Here is a 19,690-nt window from a genome sequence, read left to right on the forward strand (position 1 = left end):
AGACCATGGCGGGCGCCGGAACTTTTGGGCTCCGTACCGGTTCAATTCCTTTGAAAACCAGCAGGGCAAAACCAGAGGAGGTTGAGATGCCGAGAGGTGATAAATCCGACTATACCGACAAGCAGAAGCGCAAGGCCGAGCATATCGAGGAGAGCTACGAGGAGCGCGGCGTCTCCGATAAGGAGGCCGAACGGCGTGCCTGGGCAACCGTCAACAAGGAAAGCGGCGGCGGCAACAAATCCGGTTCCGGCCGCGGCAAGAAGGATACGCATGAATCTTCCGAAAAGGGCGGCCGCATCGGCGGCGCGGCATCCGCCGCACGCTCGAAGGAGGAGCGGTCCGCTTCTGCGAAGAAGGCCGCTGCGACACGCAAGCGCAATGAACATCACAGCCCCCACTCACGAGGGACAGGATGAGCGGTGGCTTGCCGCTGCCTGCATCCTGCACCCGCACCTGGTAAAGGATTTTCGCTATGGCCAAAGCGCAGAAGAAATGGTCGCAGGACGTCACCGAACACAGCGATGCGATGGACCTGAAGGAAGGCGTGTTCAAATCGGACGATCCGAAGAAGATTGCCCGCTCCGTCAAGCGCTCCGCCGAGAAGAGCGATCGCCGCAAGGCTAGCCCCTTCCGCGCGGCCATGTCGATGCTGACCTTCTACATCAACCGTGCCGGCGACCACCTGACGAAAAAGCGGCGCGGCACCCTTGAAAAAGCCAAGGACGAATTGCGAAAAGACTTCGGTCGCCAACCGAAGGATTGAGCAGTCATGGCATACGAGCTTTATTACTGGGACGGCATTCAAGGCCGCGGGGAATTCGTGCGGTTGGCGTTGGAGGAAGCCGGCGCCGACTATATCGACATCACCCGCCAATCCGGCCGCGGGCGCGGGACCGGCGCCATGTTCGAGATCATGGAGAGCCAAAGCGAAGCGCATATTCCCTTCGCGCCGCCCTTCCTGAAGGATGGCGACCTCATCATCCCGCATGTCGCCAACATCCTGTTTTACCTCGGCCCGAAGCTCGGCCTCGCGCCCGAGGACGAAGGCCTTCGCCATGTCGTCAACGGCCTGCAGCTGACCGTCACCGATTTCGTCGCCGAAGTGCACGATACGCATCACCCGATCGACACGTCGCTCTACTACGAGGACCAGAAGCCGGAAGCCAAAGCCCGCTCAGCCGCCTTCATCCGCGAGCGCATTCCGAAATTCCTCGGCTATTTCGAGCGTGTGCTGCGGCAGAACCCAAAAGGCTCGGGCCATATGGTCGGCGATACGCTGACCTATGTCGACCTCTCGCTCTTCCAGGTGATCGAGGGCCTCTCCTATGCCTTCCCGAAAGCCATGGCGAGCCGCAAGGCTGATTACCCCGGCCTGCTGGCGCTGCACGACGCGGTGGCGAAGCGTCCGAATATCGCCCGCTATCTCGCCTCTCCCCGTCGCCTCGCCTTCAACGAGGAAGGGATTTTTCGGCACTATGCCGAGCTCGACAGCGCGGGATGAGGCAAGAGCCGTTTAGGCGAGCGGCACGGCCGCAGCGAAGAAATTTTCCCAAGGATCCTTCGGCCGGGTCTCCAGTTGCTGCGGTACGTTGCCGAGCGTGAAAGCGGCCGGACCTCTCACCACGTTCAAATCCGGCCAATCGATCGGCATCGAAACCGGCGCGCCTACTCGTGCTCGCGTCGAATAGGCCGCGACCGCCGTATTGCCGCGGCCGTTGCGGAGATAATCGATGTAGATATGCCCCCCGCGTTTCGCCTTCGTCGCGGTTGCCAGATACTTCTCCGGCGCGTCGGCCGACATGCTTTCGGCAAGCGAATGGGCGAAATCCTTCACCTCGGCCCAGCCGGCCTTCGGCGCAAGCGGCGTCACCACATGCAGCCCCTTGCCACCCGATGTCTTGACGAAGGCGGCTAGGCCACGCGCCTCCAGCCGTGTCTTCAATTCTAGCGCTGCTGTGATGACCGCGCACCAGGCCACGTCCTCGCCGGGGTCGAGGTCCATGGTGATCATGTCGGGTTTTTCCCAATTGTCGGTGGTGACGCCCCAGGGATGAATTTCGAGCACGGCCGATTGCACCAGCGCCACGAGACCGTTGAAATCGCCGATGCGCAGCAGCTTTTCGCCGTCCGGATCCTCCGGGTCGGCGATCTCCTCGATATGCGGATTCATGCCTTTCCAGGCATGTTTCTGGAAAAATCGTTGGTGGCTTTTTATCCCATCCGGCAAACGCAGCAGCGCCAGTGGCCGGTTGACGACATAGGGCGCCATGAACGGCCAGACCGCCGCGTAATAATCCGCGAGCGCCTGCTTCGTCACGCCCTCATCCGGCCAGTAGAGCCGGTCGGGATGGGTCAGCGAGACGTCAGATGCTGGCGGATGTCTGGGGTTCATTCTTCGATCTCGCGTGTGAGGAAATCAAGTAGCCTGTTTTCCTCGGCCCGCAAGCCCCGCAGCGGCTCGTTACCGCTCTCGACCAGAGGATGGTCGTTGCCGGCGAGTGCGATGATCGCCGGATGGATATAACTGGAACGCGAGATCGCCGGCGTGTTGTGCAGTGCCTCGGCCGCGGCTTCCGACATCTGCTTGACCGTCGGCCGGCCGCCTCCGGTAATCGCCTCGCGCGCCGCGCCGAAAGCCGCCAGCGAGCCGGCCCAGGTGCGAAAGGTTTTCGCCGAGATGGGAATGCCCGATATCTCGGCGAGATAGGCGTTCAACCGGCCGGAATCGATCGGCTTCAGCGCCCCGCTTTCATCCTTCCAGACGAAGAGCTGGCGCCCGGGCAGGTCGGCTATTTCCTCCAGGATCTTCTGCAGCCTGGGATGTTTGAGACTGCGCTGGACGCGCTTGCCGCCCTTGGCGCGGAATTTCAATTCGATCCGCCCGTCGACGATCTTCAGGTGGCGCTTCAGCAGCGTCGTTGCGCCATAGGTGCCGTTCTCCCTGACATAGGCCTGGTTGCCGACGCGCAAATGCGCCTCGTCGAGCAGGGTCGTCAAAGCCGCAAGCACACCGTTGACGTCCTCCGCGCCGGTGTCGAGATGGCGCAGCACGGTGCGGCGTATCTTCGGCAGCGCCCGGCCGAATTCGATCAGCTGATGGAATTTTCCCGCACTGCGGAAGGATTGCCATTCCTTGTGGTAACGGTATTGCTTGCGCCCGCGCGCATCGATGCCAGTCGCCTGCAGATGGCCGTTATCATAGAGGCAGATCCACACATTCTCATAGGCCGGCGGCAGACCGAGCGCACCGATGCGTGCCCGCTGTAATTCGTCAGCGAGCGTCGTGCCGTCGGGCATCACATAGCTGAAGCCCTTGCCTTTCCTGCGTCTTCGGATGCCTGGTTCGGTATCGCTGACATAGACGAGACCAAGTTCGGTGATGGCTTCGGCATTCATCTTCGCTGCGACCTGTTACCTGCTCCTGCGGCCGAACTGGAACCACCGCCGACGCTCGGCTTTTGTCGCATCCTTCGGCGGCTCGGTCTGGCCCTTCGGCGCGAAGACCGCCACGCTCTGGGCATAGACGATGACCGGATTCTGCGGCTCGTGCACCTTGAAGGCGTCCGTCTCCGCGCCCGTGTCGAGAACCCTCGACCACTGTTTCAGCCCATTCACGACAGGCAGGTGAACCTCGCAATCGCCACCGGCATTGAAGATGAGGAAGAGGTCGTCCATCGTCTCGGTGTCTGGCGCATTCACGCTCCTCGAGACATAGACCCCGAACACCTGCAATCCGTCGTCGTTCCAAGCCCCATCGTCCATGAAGTTGCCGTCCGGCTTGTACCAGGCGATCTCGATGCGGCCATCCTCGGCGGTCTCGCCGGTCAGGAACCGCTCCTGCCGCAAGACGGGATGGGCCTTGCGGAAGGCGACGGCCTGCCGGCAGAAATCGAGGAAAGGGTCGTCGAGCCCCGCCCAATCCGTCCAGCCGATCTCGTTGTCCTGGCAATAGGCGTTGTTATTGCCGCCCTGGCTGTTGCCCACCTCATCGCCGGCAAGGATCATCGGAACGCCCTGGGAGAGCATCAGCGTCGCCATCATGTTGCGGCGCCGCCGCGTCCGAAGGCTGTTGATGTCGTCGTTATCCGTCACTCCTTCGGCACCCATATTGTCCGAATGATTGTCCGAATGTCCGTCCCTGTTATCCTCGCCGTTCGCGTCATTGTGCTTGTCGTTGAAGGAAACAGTATCCATCAGCGTGAAGCCGTCATGGGCTGACAGCAGATTGATCGATGATGTCGCACCGCGATCCGAGTGGTTGAACTGTACCGCCGAGCCGGTGATGCGCTGCGAGATCTCCGACACCATGCCGCCGTCGCCCTTCCAAAAGCGGCGCACGTCGTCACGAAACTTGTCGTTCCACTCACGGAAGGGGTGCGGGAAGCCGCCGACCTGATAGCCGCCGTCGCCCACGTCCCAGGGCTCGGCGATCAGCTTGACACCGGCGAGGATCGGATCCTGGCGGATGGCACCGAAAAACAGGCCCTGCCTGTCGAATTCCATATCCTGGCGGCCGAGCGTGCTGGCAAGGTCGAAGCGGAAGCCGTCGATATGCATGACGCCGACCCAATAGCGCAGACTGTCGAGCACCATGCGCATCACCATAGGATTGGCGGCATTCAGGGTGTTGCCGGTACCTGTTGTATCGAAGGTGTGGCGAGGATCGTCGGGTGAGAGGGTATAATAGCTGGCATTATCGAGCCCACGGAAGGAGAGCGTCGGGCCTTTCTCGCTGCCTTCAGCAGTGTGATTGTAGACGACGTCCATGATGACTTCGATGCCGGCGGCATGGAACTTCTTCACCATGGTCTTGATCTCGGTGATCTTGTCGCCGGACATGTAGCGCGATTGCGGCGCGAAGAAGCCGAGCGTCTGGTAGCCCCAATAATTGCGCAGGTTGTTTTCCAGGAGATAACGATCGTCGAGGAAATACTGGATCGGCAAGAGCTCGATCGCCGAGATGCCGAGCTTGACGAGATGGTCGATGATCGGATCGCTGCACATGCCGAGAAAGGTGCCGCGCAGCCTGTCGGGCACCTTCGGATGGGTCATCGTCAGGCCGCGCACATGCGCCTCGTAAATGATCGTATCAGGCCAGGGACGGCGGATCGCCTCTTCACCCGCCCAGTCGAAATCCGGATCCTGCACCACGCCCTTGACCATGAAGGGGGCGCTATCACGTTCGTCGAAGGAAAGATCGTCCTTGCCGATCTGGTAGCCAAACAGCGCGTCGTCCCATTTCAACTCGCCCGTCACCTGCTTCGCATAGGGGTCGAGCAGGAGCTTGTTCGGATTGAAGCGATGACCAGCTTTCGGATCGTACGGACCATGGGCGCGATAACCGTAGACGGTTCCCGGTCCGACGCCGGCGATATAGCCCGACCAGATATCGCCTTCACGCTTGGGCAGCGGCAATCGCGCGACCTCCTTCTTGCCGTCCGGCGAAAAGAGGCAGAGCTCAACCTGTTCTGCATGCGCTGAGAATACCGCGAAATGGGTGCCCGAACCCGTATATTCCGCCCCGAGCTCCGGCTTGAGAAAGTCGAGTTCTGAAAATGAATAGCTCATAATGCCCCGCTCGATAAAAAGACCATGCGGGAAACGTAACGGCGGCTCGAAAGTTCCCTTGGCTTGCAAGGGAAGATCTCTCGAGGAGGCGGAGACTAAGGCATCAACTGTCCGCCGTTGACCTCGATAATCTGTCCGGTGATGTAGCCAGACAGCGTCGGCGATGCGAGGAAGAGATAGGCTCCAACGCAATCCTCGGAGGTGCCGACGAAGCCCATCGGGATCGACTTGCGCTGCAGCTCCATCTGCTCGTCATTGGTATAACGTTCGTGGAAGGGCGTGGCGATGACACCCGGCGCCACCGCATTGACGCGGATCCTGTCGGCGACGAATTCCTTGGCATGGCCGCGGGTGATCGTCGAGACGAAACCTTTGGACGCCGCATAGAGGATCGCACCATTGCCGCCGCCATTGCGCGCGGCGATCGAGGTGGTGTTGATGATGAAGCCTCCCTGCTTCTTCAGCCAGGGATGCGCTGCACGCGTTGCCGCCAGCACCGAGCGGGCGTTGAGGTCCATGACCGCGGCATAATGCGCGTCGGTATATTCCGAGGTCGGCTTGCGCCCCAGCATGCCGCCGGCATTGTTGATGAGCCCATCGAGATGACCGAAGGTCTTCGCCGTCTCCTCGACGACACGCTCGGTCTCGCCCTCCCTCGACACGTCGCCCTGGATCAGATGCACGGTGCCGCCGGCAGCACGGATCTCCTCGGCAAGTTTTTCCGCCGGTTCGCGGCTGGCATTGTAATGCACGCCGACCTTGGCTCCTTGAGCCGCGAAGGCACGGGCGAGTGCCGCGCCGATGCCGGTCGAGGCGCCGGTGATCAGCACGGCTTTGCCGGACAGGTCCGGCAGCTTGATGGATGCGAGCGATTGCGCAAGTTCGACCATGGCGACGAATGCCTCCCGAAAAACCAAGGACATAGGTGATGAAACGAATAGGAGAAGTCTTATCTAGGGGAAATCGACGAAGGGCAATGCACGAAAGGGCGAGATTTGCGTGAGAGGCCGAGGCTGACGAGCGGCGATGTGCTCGGTCGCCGGGAAAATCAGTCGGTCTGATGTCCGCGATTTTTCGTGACCGTCGGCATGCCTGCCGGCCTCAGATGTTTCCTCAGCGCCGCGATCCTGAAGATGGCGTTGGCAGCACCATAACCACGATAACCGCGCCGCTCGACGATCTCGAAGAACAGGCCTTCGCCATAGGTCGGGCTATAGAGCTGGAAATATTCGCCGTGCTCATCGCGATCATAAAGGATGTTGCCCGCCTTGAGGCGCTCGGCAAATTCGGCGTCGAGGCCGAAGCGGGCTTCGAGATCGTCATAATAGTTCGGCGAAATCGCCAGCGAGACGAAACCGTTTGCGGCAAGGGCTGTTGCAGTGGCAAAGATGTCGTCCGTCCTGAAGGCCAGATGCTGGATGCCGGAGCCGAAGGTTTCGGCGATGAAACGGCCGGCCAGCGTGTTGCGGTTCTCGGCGCCGTTCATGGTGATGCGCAGCGAGCCTTCCGCATTCTCGACCACCTGGCTCCTGACGATGCCCGAGGGATCAACGATATCGACCATCGGCGTCTTCTGCACGTCGATCAGCGACGTATAGAACAACAGCCAGGTCAAAAGCTCCTCATATTTCATCGTCTGCGCCATATGGTCGATCGACTGCAGCCCGGCCGGCTGAAGAGGGATATGGTCCTCGATCGCGTCGAATTCGATCTCCCAGATGCGACCGAGTTCGGTCTTGCGGTCGAGGAAATAGAGGATGCCGCCGCCGACGCCACGCACCGCCGGCACCTCGATTTCGCCGGCATCGAGCGATTGCTCGAACCGTTGGGCGCCGAGCGCAACGGCGCGTCGCAACGCTGCCGTTGCATCATCGACCATCAGGCCGGCGGCATAGGCCGAGGTGCCGTGGACGGAATAGGAGGCGCTGGCAAAGCCCTTCTGCTCGGTATTGACGACGAGGTTGATGGCGCCCTGGCGAAAGACGGTCACGCGCTTGCTCTTGTGTCTGGCCGCTCTTCTAAAGCCGAGGCTTGCAAACAGCGCCTCGAGCTCAGGCGCCTCGTCTTCAGCGGCGGTGAACTCGACGAAGGAGATGCCCTCGACCAATGCGCGGGGCGGCATTGGAGGCACCGGCAGCGCACTCTGCGGCTGCTGCCGCTTGACCTGGTCGCCGAGATAGATCAACGAGCGGCGGCCGTCGACGGCGATTGCGCTCGCAGACCCGCCGCGGAATTGATCGTTGAAGATCTCCAGCGACAGATATCCGTCATACCCCGTTGCGGCGACAGCCTTCATGAAGTCGAGCACCGGCAGATCGCCTTCGCCGGGCATGTTGCGGAAGTGCCGGCTCCAATAGAGCAGATCCATGTCGATCAGCGGCGCGTCGGCAAGCTGGATCATGAAGATCTTCTCCTTCGGGATCGAGCGGATCGAGTTGACGTCGATCTTGCGCGACAGCGTATGAAAGCTGTCGAGGACCAGGCCGATATTTGGATGATCGGCCCGCCGGACGATCTCCCAAGCGTCGCGGTGATCATGGATGTGGCGGCCCCAGGCGAGCGCCTCGTAGCCGACGCGCAGACCGCGCCCGGCGGCCCGCTCGCCGAGTTCATGAAAATCTGCAGCCGCCCGGTCGAGACCGCCGAGCGACGCTGGCGAAACGTTCGAGCAGACGAGCACGAGATCGGTGCCCATTTCCTGCATGACGTCGAACTTGCGCTCTGCCCGGTCGAAGGTGCGGCTGCGCAGCGGTTCCGGCATGCCTTCGAAATCGCGAAACGGCTGAAACAGCGTGATCTCCATGCCGAGATCGCGCACCATCCGGCCGACCTCCTTGGGGCTGGCGTCGTAGATCAAAAAGTCGTTCTCGAAAATCTCCACCCCGTCGAAGCCGGCCCTGGCGATCGCCTCCAGCTTGTCGCGCAGGTCGCCGCCTAATGAAACGGTCGCTATCGATGTCTTCATCGCAGGAGTCCTTTCGCGACAGTGATCGGGATGGGAGCGCCCTATGCCGCCTTTGTCTTGGCGACGAGCCGTGATGCCGCCTCGAGTGCGAACTCATAGCCATCCGGCCCGAGGCCGCAGATCACGCCGGTCGCAGCAAGGGAGATGTAGGAGTGGTGGCGAACGCTTTCGCGCCGATGCACATTGGTGATGTGCAGTTCGATGATCGGGCCTTCGAAGGTCCTCAGCGCATCGTGGATGGCGAGCGAGGTATGGGTATAGGCACCGGCATTGATGACGATCGCGTCGGCCGCATGGCGGGCTTCGTGGATCCAGTCGATCAGTTCGCCCTCGTGGTTGGATTGCCGGAAGTCGACACCATGCTTTCGGCCCGCCGGGCTCGCATGGCACATGGTTTCGATGTCGGCGAGTGTCGTGCTGCCGTAGATATGCGGCTCGCGCTGGCCAAGCAGATTGAGGTTGGAACCGTTGAGAACGAAGATCGGCTTCATGTCAGAATGCTTTCCTTGGATTTGTAGCTTGCAATGTCGGTGAGAATTTTCCGGCTGCGAGCGCCTCGTAACGATCGTGGAGATCGATCCGGCTTCCCGATGCGGCAGCCTCCGCCACGGCAAGCGTCGCGATCAGCGTACGGGCGCCATCCTCAACGGTGAGCAGCGACTCCGCCTCGCCGCGGACGACATCGCGGAAATGGTCGAGCTGGGCGTGGTAGGGATCGATGAAGCTTGCAAGCAGCCGCTGGGACCGGATCGGCTCGTTCCAGTTCTGGTTACCCTCTGCCTGCGCCCAATGGACCAGGGTCGGAAATTCCAGAGAACCACGGCTGCCGACGAAGCGATAGTTGCTCTCTCCGCTGAACGGAAACTCGACTGCTTCGCCGGCCCCCTGCTCCGTCGTCCAGGGGGAAACCGCGCTGTCGCTCGCAAAGAAGGTGCCGATGCAGCCGCTATCGAATTGAAGCAAGGCGCCGGTGGTATCTTCAACCGGGAACTGCCGCTGCCGGTTTGAGGAGATGGCGCTGACACCAAGGATCTCGCCTGCCGTGTAACGCAGGAAATCGATCTCGTGAATGAGGTTGATCAGGATCGGTCCGCCACCCGGCTGCGTGCGCCAGGGGGCGATGCGGAAATACTCATCCGGCTTGTAGGCCGCCCAGATGGCGGAGACGCCGACAAGATTGCCAATCAACCCTTCACGCAGCAAGCGTCTCAGCGTCTTGACCTGGTCATGATGGCGGCGATGATGACCGACGAGCGTCCGGACATTGTTTGCGCGCACTTCCAGGAGCAGATCGGCGGCGCTTTCGAGCGTATCGGTCACCGGCTTTTCGATCAGCATATCGATCCCGAGGCGCGCGCATTCGATACCGATTTCGGCATGGCTCTGGTTGGGCGAGGCAATGATGACGGCCTGCGGCCGTGCTTCATCGAGCAGCGACTTGTAATCCTTGAAGACCGAAATACCCGGATATTGCGCCGAGATGCTGTCGCGGTTGACGTCAGCGATACCGGCAAGGTCGAAATCGGGATGATCGATGATCTTCTTGATGTGTTTGCGGCCGATCAGGCCTGCGCCGATGACGCCGATGGAGATATTTGCCATGCTTTCAACCATTCCGTTCCAGTCACAAGAGGGTTTGCAGGCGGGTGCGAGAAGCAACCGCATCCGCCAATGGATTTTCCGAGATGATTTCGATGACCACGTCGCCGTCGAAGCGACGATCTTCGATGGTCTTCAGGATCGGCCGGAAGTCGATCTGTCCCGAGCCGATCGGCGCGTGCTGCCATTTGCCGTCGTCGGCATCCGAGAGGTGGATGACGCGAACCCTGTCCTTCAACATTTCCAGGCCGGCGGACGGATCCTCGCCGATCGCCCGGGCATTGGCGACGTCATAGACGACGTCGATATTGTCCCGGCCGCAGCGGTCGAGCATCGATCGGATCGAGGCCGCATCCGGGAAGACACCGATCGGGTGGTTTTCGAAGAGAAGTCGGATTCCGCAGGCGGCGGCGTGGTCCGCCAGCCGGACGAGGCAGTCAGCGACGATATCTTCCAGCACGCCCGGTGTCGCGGCGATGAGCGCGTGTTTACGCCCTGAACTCACCGTGACATAGCGGCTGCCGAGAAAGGCGGCCGCTTCGATTGCTCTGCCATAGGCGCCGACAGCAAACTCGGTCACATCGGGCATAGGGCTGGCGAGATTATAGTCGCCAACCGGCAGGTCGAGCGCGACCAGCTTTCCGCCAGCAGCGGCGATGCCGTTCCTGAGCGCGATCCAGTCCGTCGAACCGTGATCACGGATATTGAAATGCGGATCACTGGCAAGCAGCTGGAATTTCCTAAAACCCTGATCCGCCAGCCTGGCGATGGCCTCGGCCGCCGTCGCGTTCCAGACGAAGCCGAACGTATGAACACCGTAATCGAGTGGCATTATTCTCGTCCCGCTCTCAGTGCCCGAGAATCTGTCCGAGAAAAGCGCGCGTGCGCTCGTTCCGGGGCGCGGTGAAGAATTCCTCGGGCGACGCCTCCTCGATGATCTCGCCATTCGCCATGAAGATCACACGATCGGCCACGGCGCGGGCAAAACCCATCTCATGGGTCACGCAGATCATCGTTCGCCCTTCGCCGGCGAGCGAGACCATTGTGTCGAGCACTTCCTTGACCATCTCGGGATCGAGCGCCGAGGTCGGCTCATCGAAGAGCATCACCTTTGGATCCATGCAGAGCGCGCGGGCAATCGCCACACGCTGCTGCTGACCGCCGGAAAGCTGCGCCGGATATTTGTGCATCTGATCGGAGATGCGCACGCGCTCCAGATAGGCTCGCGCAACTTCTTCCGCCTGTGCTGCCTTCATTCCGCGCACCTTCATCGGTGCAAGCATGCAGTTTCTCAGAACCGTCATATGCGGGAAGAGATTGAACTGCTGGAAGACCATGCCAACCTCACGACGGATGGCGTCGATCGAGGCGCCTGTCTTCAACTCGATACCGTCGACCACGACCCGGCCGCTGGCGAAATTCTCGAGATAGTTGATGCAGCGGATGAGGGTCGATTTCCCCGAGCCGGAAGGCCCGCAGAGAACGACCTTCTCCCCCTGCTTCACCGTCAGGTTGATGCTCTTGAGAGCGTGGAAGGCGCCGTAATATTTGTCCACGGCTTCCATGACGATCATCGGATCGACAGCGGCATTGTCCGCAATTGTCACCATCGCATTCACGGCGTCTTCCTCATCTGCTTTGTTATTGAACGGTGAAGGGGATATTAGGCAGCGAGTCCGGGAAGTCGGGCGCGTCCTGGCCAAGCCATTTCTGGTAGATCTTCTCGAGGCGGCCGTCGGCGCGCGCCTTGTCGATGAAGGCGTTCAGCTCCTCGACAAACTGCTTTTGACCGGGACGCACGGAGATGCCGTTATATTGGCGGTTGAACTGCAGTTTCTTTTCGAATTTGAAGTCCGGCGCGATCTTGGCGATGCTGAGGAAATAGGTGTTGTTGGCGCCGAGCGCGTCGACCTGACCGGAAAGGAAGGCCTGGATGGCGGTAGCATCGTCATCGAAACGCTGGATCGTCGCGCCTTCCGGAGCGTTCTGCGTCACCTGCGTATCCTGTGCCGAGGAGCGCGCAACGGCAATTCGCAGGCCCTTGAGATCGGCCGGCGCCTTGATATTTGTCTCCGGCTTGGCGAGCAGCATGATGTCGATCGCCGAATAGGGCTTGGTAAACTGCACCACCTTGGCGCGGTCGGGATACATGCCCATCACTGCAATCAGTGCATCGACTTTGTTGGTCATCAAGGTCGGGATACGATTGGCGACGGCAACGCGGTTGAACTCGACCGGCACGCCGATTTCCTCACCGAGAAGCTTGGCGAAATCGGCATCGAAGCCGGCGCTCTGATTGTTTTCGTCGACGAACCCCCATGGTGGATTCTCGCCCTGGATACCGATCACGATCTTGCCGCTGGCCTTCAGCTCCGCAAAGCTCTGCGCATCGGCCTTGCCGGCGCCGAATGCGACGACAAGGCCAAAACCGATCGCGCCGACTGCCCCCCAGGCCTTCCTCAACATATTGGTATTCTTCATCATTAGGCTTCCTCCTTGCCCTTAGCGTTATTCCCTGCGCGCGCTAGCGGGCGCTCGCAAAGCGTTTTTCCAGTTGGAAACTGAAGTGCGAGCGGCCAGCAGAGCGCGAAGTAGAGCGCGCCGACGAGGCCGAAGACGATGAGCGGTTGATAGGTCGCGTTGGAGACGATCTGCCCGGCCCGCGTCAGCTCGGTGAAGCCGATAATGGCAGCAAGCGACGTACCCTTGACCAGTTGCACCAGGAAACCGACGGTGCTTGGCAGCGAAATCCGCAGCGCCTGCGGCAGGATGACGTCGACGATACGGGTCCGGTATCCGAGGCCGAGCGCCTTGGCCGCTTCTTCCTGCCCCTTCGGCAGCGCCATGATTGTGCTGCGCCAGATCTCGCCGAGATAGGCGCTCGCATGCAGCGTGAGGCCGGCGGCAACGGCGACCCAGGCGTTGACCGTGATGCCGATCAGCGGCAGGCCGTAATAGATGACGAAGAGCTGCATCAACAGCGGCGTGCCCTGAAAGACGATGATGAATGCGGTCGCCATGGCTCGCAGCGCCTGGAACGGCGCCGTGCGGATCAGGGCGATGCAGAGCCCTCCACCGGCACCGCAGACGAAGGCGATCGCCGCGAGCAGGATCGTCCAGCGGAACGCTTCGAGCAGGATGACGATCTGATTGAGGCCGAGTGTCTGAACCATCGCCGTCACCGCGTCGGATAGGAGAGAAGGCCGCGCTCGATCAGGGAGAAAAGCCCCGTGAGCATGGCGGACATTCCGAGGTAGAGACCGGTCAGGGTCAGGTAGACCTCGAAACTGCGAAAGGTCGTCGATTCCAGCTGCTGGCCAATGCTGGCTAGCTCCATCGCCGATATCGAGGCGACAACGCTGGAGGTCAGCATCAACAGAATGAACTGGCTTGCGAGTGCAGGAAAGCTGACGCGCAGCGCCGGCCGCAGGATGATATAGCGGAACACCTGGATGCCGCTGAGGCCGAGCGCGCGGCCTGCCTCGACCTGGCCCTTCTGGATCGATTCCACCCCGCCACGGATGATCTCGGCGGCATAGGCGCCGCCGTTGAGACCAAGCGCGACGATGGCGGCGGTATCTGGCGCGAGCCTGATCCCGATCGACGGCAGGCCGAGATAGATGAAGAAGGCCTGAACCGGAAAGGGAGTGTTGCGGATGATCTCGATGAAACACTTCACCAGCCAGACGAACGGCCCGATCCCGGTCCGGCGCAAGGCCACGCAGAGAAGGCCGATGGCAAAGCCCATCGCCATCGCCTTGGTCGAAATGGCAAGCGTCAGCCAGCACCCATAGAGAAGCCGGGGCCAGGCGGCAAAAATAACGCTAAATCAAATTGATAGCTCACGGTGAGCTCCTCCCGTCGCTGCAAGCGCCTTCTCCGTCCCCGGCCCTCACACGAAAAATGTTCGCTTACGTACATAAGTAGCCAGATGACGAAATATCTGTCAACTCCCTGGGAGGATTAATGCAAATCTGAAATATTTCGTTTTCTTTCAATAATTTAGCATAACAACCTGATCTACTTTGAAGATTCAATCTGACATTTTTTCTTGAATATTCACCGATGCCAGCCTCAAAAAATTGTTCGCAATGGTTCAAAATTCATTCCTCGCTATGCAAGTAAAAGCCATCTCACGTGGGGATCGGCTCAACTGTCGGTTTTTGGAATGTTCGAGGGCGGCCATGCTTGCAAAGCGAGGCAAAGGCCGCGATAAGGGCGATTGCATTGGCTGGTCAGCGAGGAACCATGGCTGAGAGTGCGGTTAAACCCGGCAAGTCGCAGGCGACGCAAAAATATCAGCGTCAGCAGCGGACGAATGATCCCGATCAGACCCGCGCAGACATCCTCGAAGCGGCCGAGGGTGAGTTCGCCCGGCATGGCTACGCCGGCACGACAATCGACAGCATTGCCCAGAAGACCCGCCGCAGCAAGCGGATGATCTATTACTACTTCAACTCGAAGGCGAAGCTCTACGTCGCCGTGCTCGAAAACGCCTATGCGCGCATCCGCGTCGCGGAAGCGAAGGTAGACCTCGGTGAGGAAGATCCACGCCAGTCGCTAAAGAACCTCGTGGACTTCTGCTTCGACTTTCACTTCGATCATCCGACGTTCGTCAAATTGATCATGAGCGAGAATCTCAACGACGCAAAATACCTGCCGGCCTCATCCCTGATCGGCGAATTGCACCGGCCGATCCTGCAACGCATCGATCAATGCCTGCGTCTCGGATACCAAAAGGAACTATTCCATCAGGCCGTTACGCCAATAGAGATCCATATGACGCTGAGCGGTCTCTGCTTCTTCAATGTTTCAAACCGTGCCACCTTCTCGGCGATCTTCGATGTCGATATGACATCGGCGGCAGCGCGGCGAGCCCGCAAGCAGCAGATCCTGCTGACGATCCTTGGGCGGCTGAACACGACGATGGAAGGCTTCGTTTCGGATTTCTCGTAAAGATCGGTCCTTCGCAACCGCCGCACCACAGAACAGCCCGGCGTCGTCTCATGGAGCCACGCCAAAGGCCGGCTGCGGTTTTTGGCGGGCGAGTGGCGGGAATGCGAGGGCGATCGCCGCCGCCCCCAGACCGACCATTGCGGAGCCGATGAACAGCCAGGAATAATTGGCGAAGGTGTCGAAGATCCAGCCTCCGACGAGAGGGCCGAAGGCCATGCCGAGGCTGGAGAGCATCGTCGCCGCACCAAAGACCGTGCCGATAATGCGCGGCCCGAAATATTCCCGCGCCAGCACCGCATAAAGCGGCATCACACCGCCATAGGCGCTGCCGAAAATGATGGCGAGCGCATAGAATTCGCCGAGCCGGCTGACCAAGAGATAGGTCGCGAGTGCGGCCGCCTGCACCAGCAGGCCGGCGACCAGCACCGGCTTTACCCCTATCCTATCGGCAAGGCTGCCATAGAGCAGCCGACCACCCAGTCCGGCCAGACCTTCGACGCTGTAGATGCTGACGGCTGCCATCGGTGCGACGCCGCAGATCGTCGCATAATTCACCATATGGAAGATCGGTCCGGAATGTGCCGCGCAGCAGGCAAAGAAGGTCAGGCCGAGCACGATGAATTGCGGCGACCGAAAGACTTTCGACAGCGGGGGCCTGGCGCCGTCGGCTGCGAACTCGGTTCCGGTTTCAGCGGTTTCGGCCGGTGGACGCCTGACCAGCAGAGCGGCCGGCACCAACAGCAGCCAGGCGCCGATACCGATCATCAGCATGGCGGGCCGCCATTCATAGGCCGAGATCAGCCAACGCGCGAAGGGCGAGATCGTCATCGGCGCAACGCCCATGCCGGCGGAGACGAGCGACACCGCAAGGCCGCGGTTTTCGTCGAACCACGCCGTCGTCGCCGCGATCATCGGCGCGAAGAAGGTGCTGGCGGCGAGCCCGACGAGGATGCCGTAGGTCAGTTGGAACTGCAGCAGCGTCTCGGCCCGGCTCGCCAGCACAAGCGCCAGGCCGAGCAGCACCGACCCGATCATCACGACGACGCGCGGGCCGAAGCGGTCGCTTGCCGCGCCCCAGAAGAAGCCGCCGAAGCCCATGACGATGAAATTCAGCGTCATCGCGCTGGCGATGCCGACATGCGACCAGCCGGTCGCCGTTGCGATCGGCCCCTGGAAAATCGCCAGCGAAAACATCGCGCCAAGCGCAACGCAGGTCATCAATGCGCCCGCAGCGACGATGACCCAACGATAGGAAACACTCATGGCTTCATAACCTCCTTGCCGACAGAGTGATCGCGACGCATGCGGCAAGCCTACCGCACTCCGCGCCTGCAATCCAAAGACGTTTGAACCGCTGCGATTTCGACAGCGCGCTCACATCTTTTTCGTCGCACTTAGAGAGTACGAAACATCACCAATGCATCGACATAGCCCTGCGTCGGATGAAGAAACACACCGGGAAGACGACCGACGATTTCGAAACCGAGCGATTGCCACAGCGCGACGGCGCGTTCATTGCTGCAGACGACGAAATTGAACTGCATCGCCCGAAAGCCCCTGGCGCGGGCATGCTGCAGGGAATGGTCATGCATCCGGCGAGCGACGCCACTGCCGCTCGCGGCGGCGTCGGTCATGTAACCGCAGTTGCAGACATGCCGGCCGCCGCCGGCCTGATTGGCCTTGATGTAATAGGTGCCGAGGATCACACCATCCTCTTCCGCGACGAAAGTCTCGCGGTCCGGTCCCATCCAATAGGCGAGCGCATCGGCTTCAGAGAGATCACGATCGAGCGCATAGGTTTCGCCGGCGCGGATCGTCGGACCGATGATCCTCCAGATCGCGTCTTGATCGTTCTTATCTGCGGGGCGGATCAGCATGCCCGATGTCTACAGAAGCCTGATATGGCTTGCAACGGGTGGGCGGCCTCCGGCAAATGCCGGAAGCGCCTCCCTTTCGAGCGACATCAAACCCTTTCGAGCGCGATAGCGATGCCCTGCCCGACGCCGATGCACATGGTCGACAGCGAATATTTTCCGCCGGTATCATGAAGCTCCAGCGCCGCCGTGCCGGTGATGCGTGCACCCGACATGCCAAGCGGATGGCCGAGCGCAATCGCGCCGCCATTGCGGTTCACCCGCGCATCATCATCGGCAATGCCGAGCGCGCGCAACACTGCCAGCCCCTGGCTGGCGAAGGCCTCGTTGAGTTCGATCACGTCGAACTGTTCGGCGGTCATGCCGAGCCGCGCCATCAGCTTGCGTGAGGCCGGGATCGGCCCGACACCCATCACCCTTGGCGGAACGGCGGCGGCAGCACCACCGAGAATGCGGGCGATCGGCGTCAGGCCATATTTCCGGGCCGCCGCTTCCGAAGCGACGATCAGCGCCGCCGCCCCGTCATTGACGCCGGAGGCATTGCCGGCCGTCACCGTGCCGCCCTCCTTCTTGAAAGGCGTGGCGAGTTTCGCCAGCGTCTCGATCGTCGTCGCCCGCGGATGTTCGTCTTTTTCGACGATGACGGGATCCCCCTTACGCTGCGGAATGATCACCGGGGTGATTTCCTTCGCCAGCCGTCCGTTCGCCTGGGCGGCCGCCGCCTTCGCCTGGCTTCGCACCGCGAAGGCATCCTGGTCCTCACGGCTGACATGATAGTCCTCGGCAACGTTCTCACCGGTCTCCGGCATGGAATCGACGCCATATTGCTTCTTCATCAGCGGATTGACGAAGCGCCAGCCGATCGTCGTGTCGTGGATTTCGGCGGCCCGGGAAAAGGCCGTCTCGGCCTTTGGCATGACGAAGGGCGCGCGCGACATGCTTTCGACGCCGCCGGCGACCATCAGCTCGGCCTCGCCGGAGCGGATGGCCCGCGCTGCGGTGATCACCGCGTCCATGCCGGAGCCGCAAAGCCGGTTGATCGTCGTGCCCGGAACTGAGATCGGCAGGCCGGCCAGTAGCGCCGACATGCGCGCGACATTGCGATTATCCTCGCCCGCCTGGTTGGCGCAGCCGAAGATCACATCATCGACGGCTTCCCAATCGACGGCGGCATTTCGTTGCATCAGCGCTTTCAGCGGAATGGCGCCGAGATCGTCGGCGCGCACTTGGGATAGCGAACCGGCGAAGCGGCCGATCGGCGTTCTGACATAGTCGCAGATAAAGGCTTCGGTCATGGCTTTTCCTCAGAGTTGCGGGACGACGAGGTCGCCAACCGGTCCTTCGACGTGCAGCGGCGCGCCGGTCATCGCCTGCAATTCCTCTTGCGACATCGCGGCCAGCTTTTCGCGCAGGACGAAGCGTCCCTTGACGATGTCGATGACGGCGTGGCTCGTATAGACGCGGGTGATGCAGGCAACGCCGGTCAGCGGGAAGGTGCACTTCTCCACCAGCTTCGGCTCGCCCGTCTTGGTGACGTGTTCGGTGATGACACAGACTTGCTTGGCGCCGTGCACCAGGTCCATGGCGCCGCCGACGGCCGGCACGCCTTTGCTGCCCACCCGCCAGTTGGCGAGGTCACCGCTCTGAGCCACCTGATAGGCGCCGAGGATCGCGACGTCGAGGTGGCCGCCGCGCACCATGGCGAAGCTGTCGGCATGATGGAAGAAGGCGGCACCCGGCTTCAGCGTCACCGCCTTCTTGCCGGCATTGATCAGGTCCCAGTCCTCTTCGCCTGCGGCCGGCGGCTCGCCGAAATTCAGGATGCCGTTTTCCGTGTGGAAGATCGCCTGACGGCCGGGCGGCTGATATCGGGCGACCATTTCGGGAAAGCCGATGCCGAGGTTGACATAGGCGCCGTCGGCAATGTCCTGCGCGGCGCGCCAGGCGATCTGCGCGTTGGAAAGCTTGATGTCTTCACGAGTGTCGATGGTCATACGTAGGCCACTCCGGCTCGAATGAGCTCTTCTTCCTGTTGGGGATTGGGAACGGCGACAACGCGGTCGACGAAGATGCCGGGTGTCACCACGTGTTCGGGATCGATGCCGCCGGCCGGCACGATCGACGAGACCTGGACGATCGTCTTTTCCGCCGCCATGCACATCAGCGGATTGAAGTTGCGGCCGGCCTTGTTGTAGGTGAGGTTGCCCTGGATATCGCCGATTTCAGCCTTCACGATCGCAAAGTCGGCCTTCAGCCAGCGCTCCTGCACATAGTGGCGGCCATCGAACTCGGCGATGACCTTGCCGTTGGCCAGTTCGGTGCCGTAAGCCGTCGGCGTATAGAAAGCAGGGATGCCCGCCCCGCCGGCGCGGATGCGCTCGGCAAGCGTTCCCTGCGGCACCAGCTCGAGCTCGATCTCGCCGGCTAGATATTTATCCGTGAAGGCGCGCGGATCCGACGACCGGGGAAAGGAACAGATCATTTTCCGGACCAAGCCGGCATCGATCATCGCGGCGATGCCGATGCGCCCGTTGCCGGCATTGTTGTTGATCACGGTCAGGTTCTTCGAGCCCTTGTCGATCAGGGCATGAATGAGCTCGATCGGCGCGCCCGAGCCACCGAAACCACCGATCATGACGGTCGCGCCGTCACCGATCTCAGAGACGGCTTCCGCCGTGCTCCCGACTGTCTTGTCCATGCGGGATCTCTCCTTGGCTATGCGATCGGG

Annotated in this window: 21 protein-coding genes; 4 read left to right on the plus strand and 17 right to left on the minus strand. The window is 61.2% G+C overall.

The window, feature by feature from the left end:
- The first annotated feature begins 86 nt into the window (after positions 1–86).
- Genes FHT79_RS04055 through FHT79_RS04065 form a run of 3 tightly spaced genes read left to right on the plus strand, consistent with a single transcriptional unit; the run spans position 87 to position 1,501 of the window.
- Positions 87–416 carry a plasmid stabilization protein gene (locus FHT79_RS04055; RefSeq protein WP_097543469.1) on the plus strand — a complete coding sequence of 110 codons (330 nt, stop codon included), beginning with the start codon at positions 87–89 and terminating at the stop codon, positions 414–416.
- A 56-nt stretch (positions 417–472) separates the two neighbouring features.
- Complete coding sequence (locus tag FHT79_RS04060) at positions 473–763, plus strand: DUF3175 domain-containing protein (protein WP_063476017.1); 291 nt, start codon at positions 473–475, stop codon at positions 761–763.
- A 6-nt stretch (positions 764–769) separates the two neighbouring features.
- Positions 770–1,501: a glutathione S-transferase gene (locus FHT79_RS04065; protein WP_097543470.1), complete on the plus strand. Its 732-nt coding sequence runs from the start codon at positions 770–772 to the stop codon at positions 1,499–1,501.
- Positions 1,502–1,513: 12 nt separating this feature from the next.
- Here FHT79_RS04065 and ligD read toward each other — a convergent pair whose 3' ends face one another.
- From ligD to FHT79_RS04125, 12 genes are all read right to left on the minus strand, one after another.
- Positions 1,514–2,392 carry a non-homologous end-joining DNA ligase gene (gene ligD / locus FHT79_RS04070; RefSeq protein ID WP_047612878.1) on the minus strand — a complete coding sequence of 293 codons (879 nt, stop codon included), beginning with the start codon at positions 2,390–2,392 and terminating at the stop codon, positions 1,514–1,516.
- Complete coding sequence (locus tag FHT79_RS04075) at positions 2,389–3,396, minus strand: DNA topoisomerase IB (RefSeq protein WP_063476015.1); 1,008 nt, start codon at positions 3,394–3,396, stop codon at positions 2,389–2,391. Before FHT79_RS04075 ends, ligD begins: the two co-directional genes overlap by 4 nt.
- A 15-nt stretch (positions 3,397–3,411) precedes the next feature.
- Positions 3,412–5,568 (minus strand): glycogen debranching protein GlgX, encoded by a 2,157-nt coding sequence (glgX, locus tag FHT79_RS04080; RefSeq protein WP_097543471.1) that lies wholly within the window; start codon positions 5,566–5,568, stop codon positions 3,412–3,414.
- Between the two features lie 95 nt (positions 5,569–5,663).
- Positions 5,664–6,458 carry an SDR family NAD(P)-dependent oxidoreductase gene (locus FHT79_RS04085; protein ID WP_018448491.1) on the minus strand — a complete coding sequence of 265 codons (795 nt, stop codon included), beginning with the start codon at positions 6,456–6,458 and terminating at the stop codon, positions 5,664–5,666.
- 158 nt (positions 6,459–6,616) lie between these two features.
- Positions 6,617–8,533, minus strand: coding sequence for a sugar phosphate isomerase/epimerase and 4-hydroxyphenylpyruvate domain-containing protein (locus FHT79_RS04090; RefSeq protein WP_097543473.1), 1,917 nt, complete (start codon positions 8,531–8,533; stop codon positions 6,617–6,619).
- Between the two features lie 41 nt (positions 8,534–8,574).
- A complete protein-coding gene (gene aroQ, locus FHT79_RS04095) occupies positions 8,575–9,024 on the minus strand; it encodes a type II 3-dehydroquinate dehydratase (RefSeq protein WP_028756371.1) in 450 nt (149 codons plus the stop codon).
- A 1-nt stretch (position 9,025) separates the two neighbouring features.
- Entirely contained in the window at positions 9,026–10,135 is a 1,110-nt protein-coding gene (locus tag FHT79_RS04100; RefSeq protein ID WP_097543543.1) for a Gfo/Idh/MocA family oxidoreductase, read from the minus strand.
- 22 nt (positions 10,136–10,157) lie between these two features.
- On the minus strand, positions 10,158–10,964 hold the full coding sequence (locus FHT79_RS04105) for a sugar phosphate isomerase/epimerase family protein (protein WP_179867822.1): 807 nt from the start codon (positions 10,962–10,964) through the stop codon (positions 10,158–10,160).
- A 16-nt stretch (positions 10,965–10,980) separates the two neighbouring features.
- Positions 10,981–11,742 (minus strand): amino acid ABC transporter ATP-binding protein, encoded by a 762-nt coding sequence (locus FHT79_RS04110; RefSeq protein ID WP_280178056.1) that lies wholly within the window; start codon positions 11,740–11,742, stop codon positions 10,981–10,983.
- 31 nt (positions 11,743–11,773) lie between these two features.
- The gene (locus FHT79_RS04115; RefSeq protein ID WP_164735896.1) at positions 11,774–12,613 is read right to left on the minus strand and encodes a transporter substrate-binding domain-containing protein; all 840 of its coding nucleotides are present in this window, start codon (positions 12,611–12,613) and stop codon (positions 11,774–11,776) included.
- 2 nt (positions 12,614–12,615) lie between these two features.
- The gene (locus FHT79_RS04120; RefSeq protein WP_183902983.1) at positions 12,616–13,305 is read right to left on the minus strand and encodes an amino acid ABC transporter permease; all 690 of its coding nucleotides are present in this window, start codon (positions 13,303–13,305) and stop codon (positions 12,616–12,618) included.
- A 5-nt stretch (positions 13,306–13,310) separates the two neighbouring features.
- Positions 13,311–13,880 carry an amino acid ABC transporter permease gene (locus FHT79_RS04125; RefSeq protein ID WP_246713899.1) on the minus strand — a complete coding sequence of 190 codons (570 nt, stop codon included), beginning with the start codon at positions 13,878–13,880 and terminating at the stop codon, positions 13,311–13,313.
- A 500-nt stretch (positions 13,881–14,380) separates the two neighbouring features.
- Here FHT79_RS04125 and FHT79_RS04130 point away from each other — a divergent pair, with 500 nt between their 5' ends.
- Positions 14,381–15,088, plus strand: coding sequence for a TetR/AcrR family transcriptional regulator (locus FHT79_RS04130; RefSeq protein WP_052213310.1), 708 nt, complete (start codon positions 14,381–14,383; stop codon positions 15,086–15,088).
- 48 nt (positions 15,089–15,136) lie between these two features.
- On the opposite strand, the gene FHT79_RS04135 is transcribed toward FHT79_RS04130, so the two are convergent.
- The 5 genes from FHT79_RS04135 to FHT79_RS04155 form a co-directional block, all read right to left on the minus strand.
- On the minus strand, positions 15,137–16,351 hold the full coding sequence (locus FHT79_RS04135; RefSeq protein WP_097543475.1) for an MFS transporter: 1,215 nt from the start codon (positions 16,349–16,351) through the stop codon (positions 15,137–15,139).
- Between the two features lie 131 nt (positions 16,352–16,482).
- On the minus strand, positions 16,483–16,965 hold the full coding sequence (locus FHT79_RS04140) for an N-acetyltransferase (protein ID WP_097543476.1): 483 nt from the start codon (positions 16,963–16,965) through the stop codon (positions 16,483–16,485).
- Positions 16,966–17,051: 86 nt separating this feature from the next.
- On the minus strand, positions 17,052–18,257 hold the full coding sequence (gene pcaF, locus FHT79_RS04145; protein ID WP_183902984.1) for a 3-oxoadipyl-CoA thiolase: 1,206 nt from the start codon (positions 18,255–18,257) through the stop codon (positions 17,052–17,054).
- 9 nt (positions 18,258–18,266) lie between these two features.
- On the minus strand, positions 18,267–18,956 hold the full coding sequence (locus FHT79_RS04150) for a 3-oxoacid CoA-transferase subunit B (RefSeq protein WP_047612856.1): 690 nt from the start codon (positions 18,954–18,956) through the stop codon (positions 18,267–18,269).
- Complete coding sequence (locus FHT79_RS04155; protein WP_047612854.1) at positions 18,953–19,660, minus strand: 3-oxoacid CoA-transferase subunit A; 708 nt, start codon at positions 19,658–19,660, stop codon at positions 18,953–18,955. The genes FHT79_RS04150 and FHT79_RS04155 overlap by 4 nt, the downstream gene beginning before the upstream one ends.
- Positions 19,661–19,690: the final 30 nt, after the last annotated feature.

It is taken from the genome of Rhizobium sp. BK212, from assembly GCF_014197475.1.
GTDB classification, from domain to species: Bacteria; Pseudomonadota; Alphaproteobacteria; order Rhizobiales; family Rhizobiaceae; genus Rhizobium; species Rhizobium anhuiense.

What these genes read in the sequence shown, in the direction of transcription:
- FHT79_RS04055 (WP_097543469.1), top strand. Translation starts at nt 87, where the DNA reads ATGCCGAGAGGTGATAAATCCGACTATACCGACAAGCAGAAGCGCAAG.
- FHT79_RS04060 (WP_063476017.1), top strand. Translation starts at nt 473, where the DNA reads ATGGCCAAAGCGCAGAAGAAATGGTCGCAGGACGTCACCGAACACAGC.
- FHT79_RS04065 (WP_097543470.1), top strand. Translation starts at nt 770, where the DNA reads ATGGCATACGAGCTTTATTACTGGGACGGCATTCAAGGCCGCGGGGAA.
- ligD (WP_047612878.1), bottom strand. Translation starts at nt 2,392, where the DNA reads ATGAACCCCAGACATCCGCCAGCATCTGACGTCTCGCTGACCCATCCC.
- FHT79_RS04075 (WP_063476015.1), bottom strand. Translation starts at nt 3,396, where the DNA reads ATGAATGCCGAAGCCATCACCGAACTTGGTCTCGTCTATGTCAGCGAT.
- glgX (WP_097543471.1), bottom strand. Translation starts at nt 5,568, where the DNA reads ATGAGCTATTCATTTTCAGAACTCGACTTTCTCAAGCCGGAGCTCGGG.
- FHT79_RS04085 (WP_018448491.1), bottom strand. Translation starts at nt 6,458, where the DNA reads ATGGTCGAACTTGCGCAATCGCTCGCATCCATCAAGCTGCCGGACCTG.
- FHT79_RS04090 (WP_097543473.1), bottom strand. Translation starts at nt 8,533, where the DNA reads ATGAAGACATCGATAGCGACCGTTTCATTAGGCGGCGACCTGCGCGAC.
- aroQ (WP_028756371.1), bottom strand. Translation starts at nt 9,024, where the DNA reads ATGAAGCCGATCTTCGTTCTCAACGGTTCCAACCTCAATCTGCTTGGC.
- FHT79_RS04100 (WP_097543543.1), bottom strand. Translation starts at nt 10,135, where the DNA reads ATGGCAAATATCTCCATCGGCGTCATCGGCGCAGGCCTGATCGGCCGC.
- FHT79_RS04105 (WP_179867822.1), bottom strand. Translation starts at nt 10,964, where the DNA reads ATGCCACTCGATTACGGTGTTCATACGTTCGGCTTCGTCTGGAACGCG.
- FHT79_RS04110 (WP_280178056.1), bottom strand. Translation starts at nt 11,742, where the DNA reads ATGGTGACAATTGCGGACAATGCCGCTGTCGATCCGATGATCGTCATG.
- FHT79_RS04115 (WP_164735896.1), bottom strand. Translation starts at nt 12,613, where the DNA reads ATGAAGAATACCAATATGTTGAGGAAGGCCTGGGGGGCAGTCGGCGCG.
- FHT79_RS04120 (WP_183902983.1), bottom strand. Translation starts at nt 13,305, where the DNA reads ATGGTTCAGACACTCGGCCTCAATCAGATCGTCATCCTGCTCGAAGCG.
- FHT79_RS04125 (WP_246713899.1), bottom strand. Translation starts at nt 13,880, where the DNA reads ATGGGCTTTGCCATCGGCCTTCTCTGCGTGGCCTTGCGCCGGACCGGG.
- FHT79_RS04130 (WP_052213310.1), top strand. Translation starts at nt 14,381, where the DNA reads ATGGCTGAGAGTGCGGTTAAACCCGGCAAGTCGCAGGCGACGCAAAAA.
- FHT79_RS04135 (WP_097543475.1), bottom strand. Translation starts at nt 16,351, where the DNA reads ATGAGTGTTTCCTATCGTTGGGTCATCGTCGCTGCGGGCGCATTGATG.
- FHT79_RS04140 (WP_097543476.1), bottom strand. Translation starts at nt 16,965, where the DNA reads ATGCTGATCCGCCCCGCAGATAAGAACGATCAAGACGCGATCTGGAGG.
- pcaF (WP_183902984.1), bottom strand. Translation starts at nt 18,257, where the DNA reads ATGACCGAAGCCTTTATCTGCGACTATGTCAGAACGCCGATCGGCCGC.
- FHT79_RS04150 (WP_047612856.1), bottom strand. Translation starts at nt 18,956, where the DNA reads ATGACCATCGACACTCGTGAAGACATCAAGCTTTCCAACGCGCAGATC.
- FHT79_RS04155 (WP_047612854.1), bottom strand. Translation starts at nt 19,660, where the DNA reads ATGGACAAGACAGTCGGGAGCACGGCGGAAGCCGTCTCTGAGATCGGT.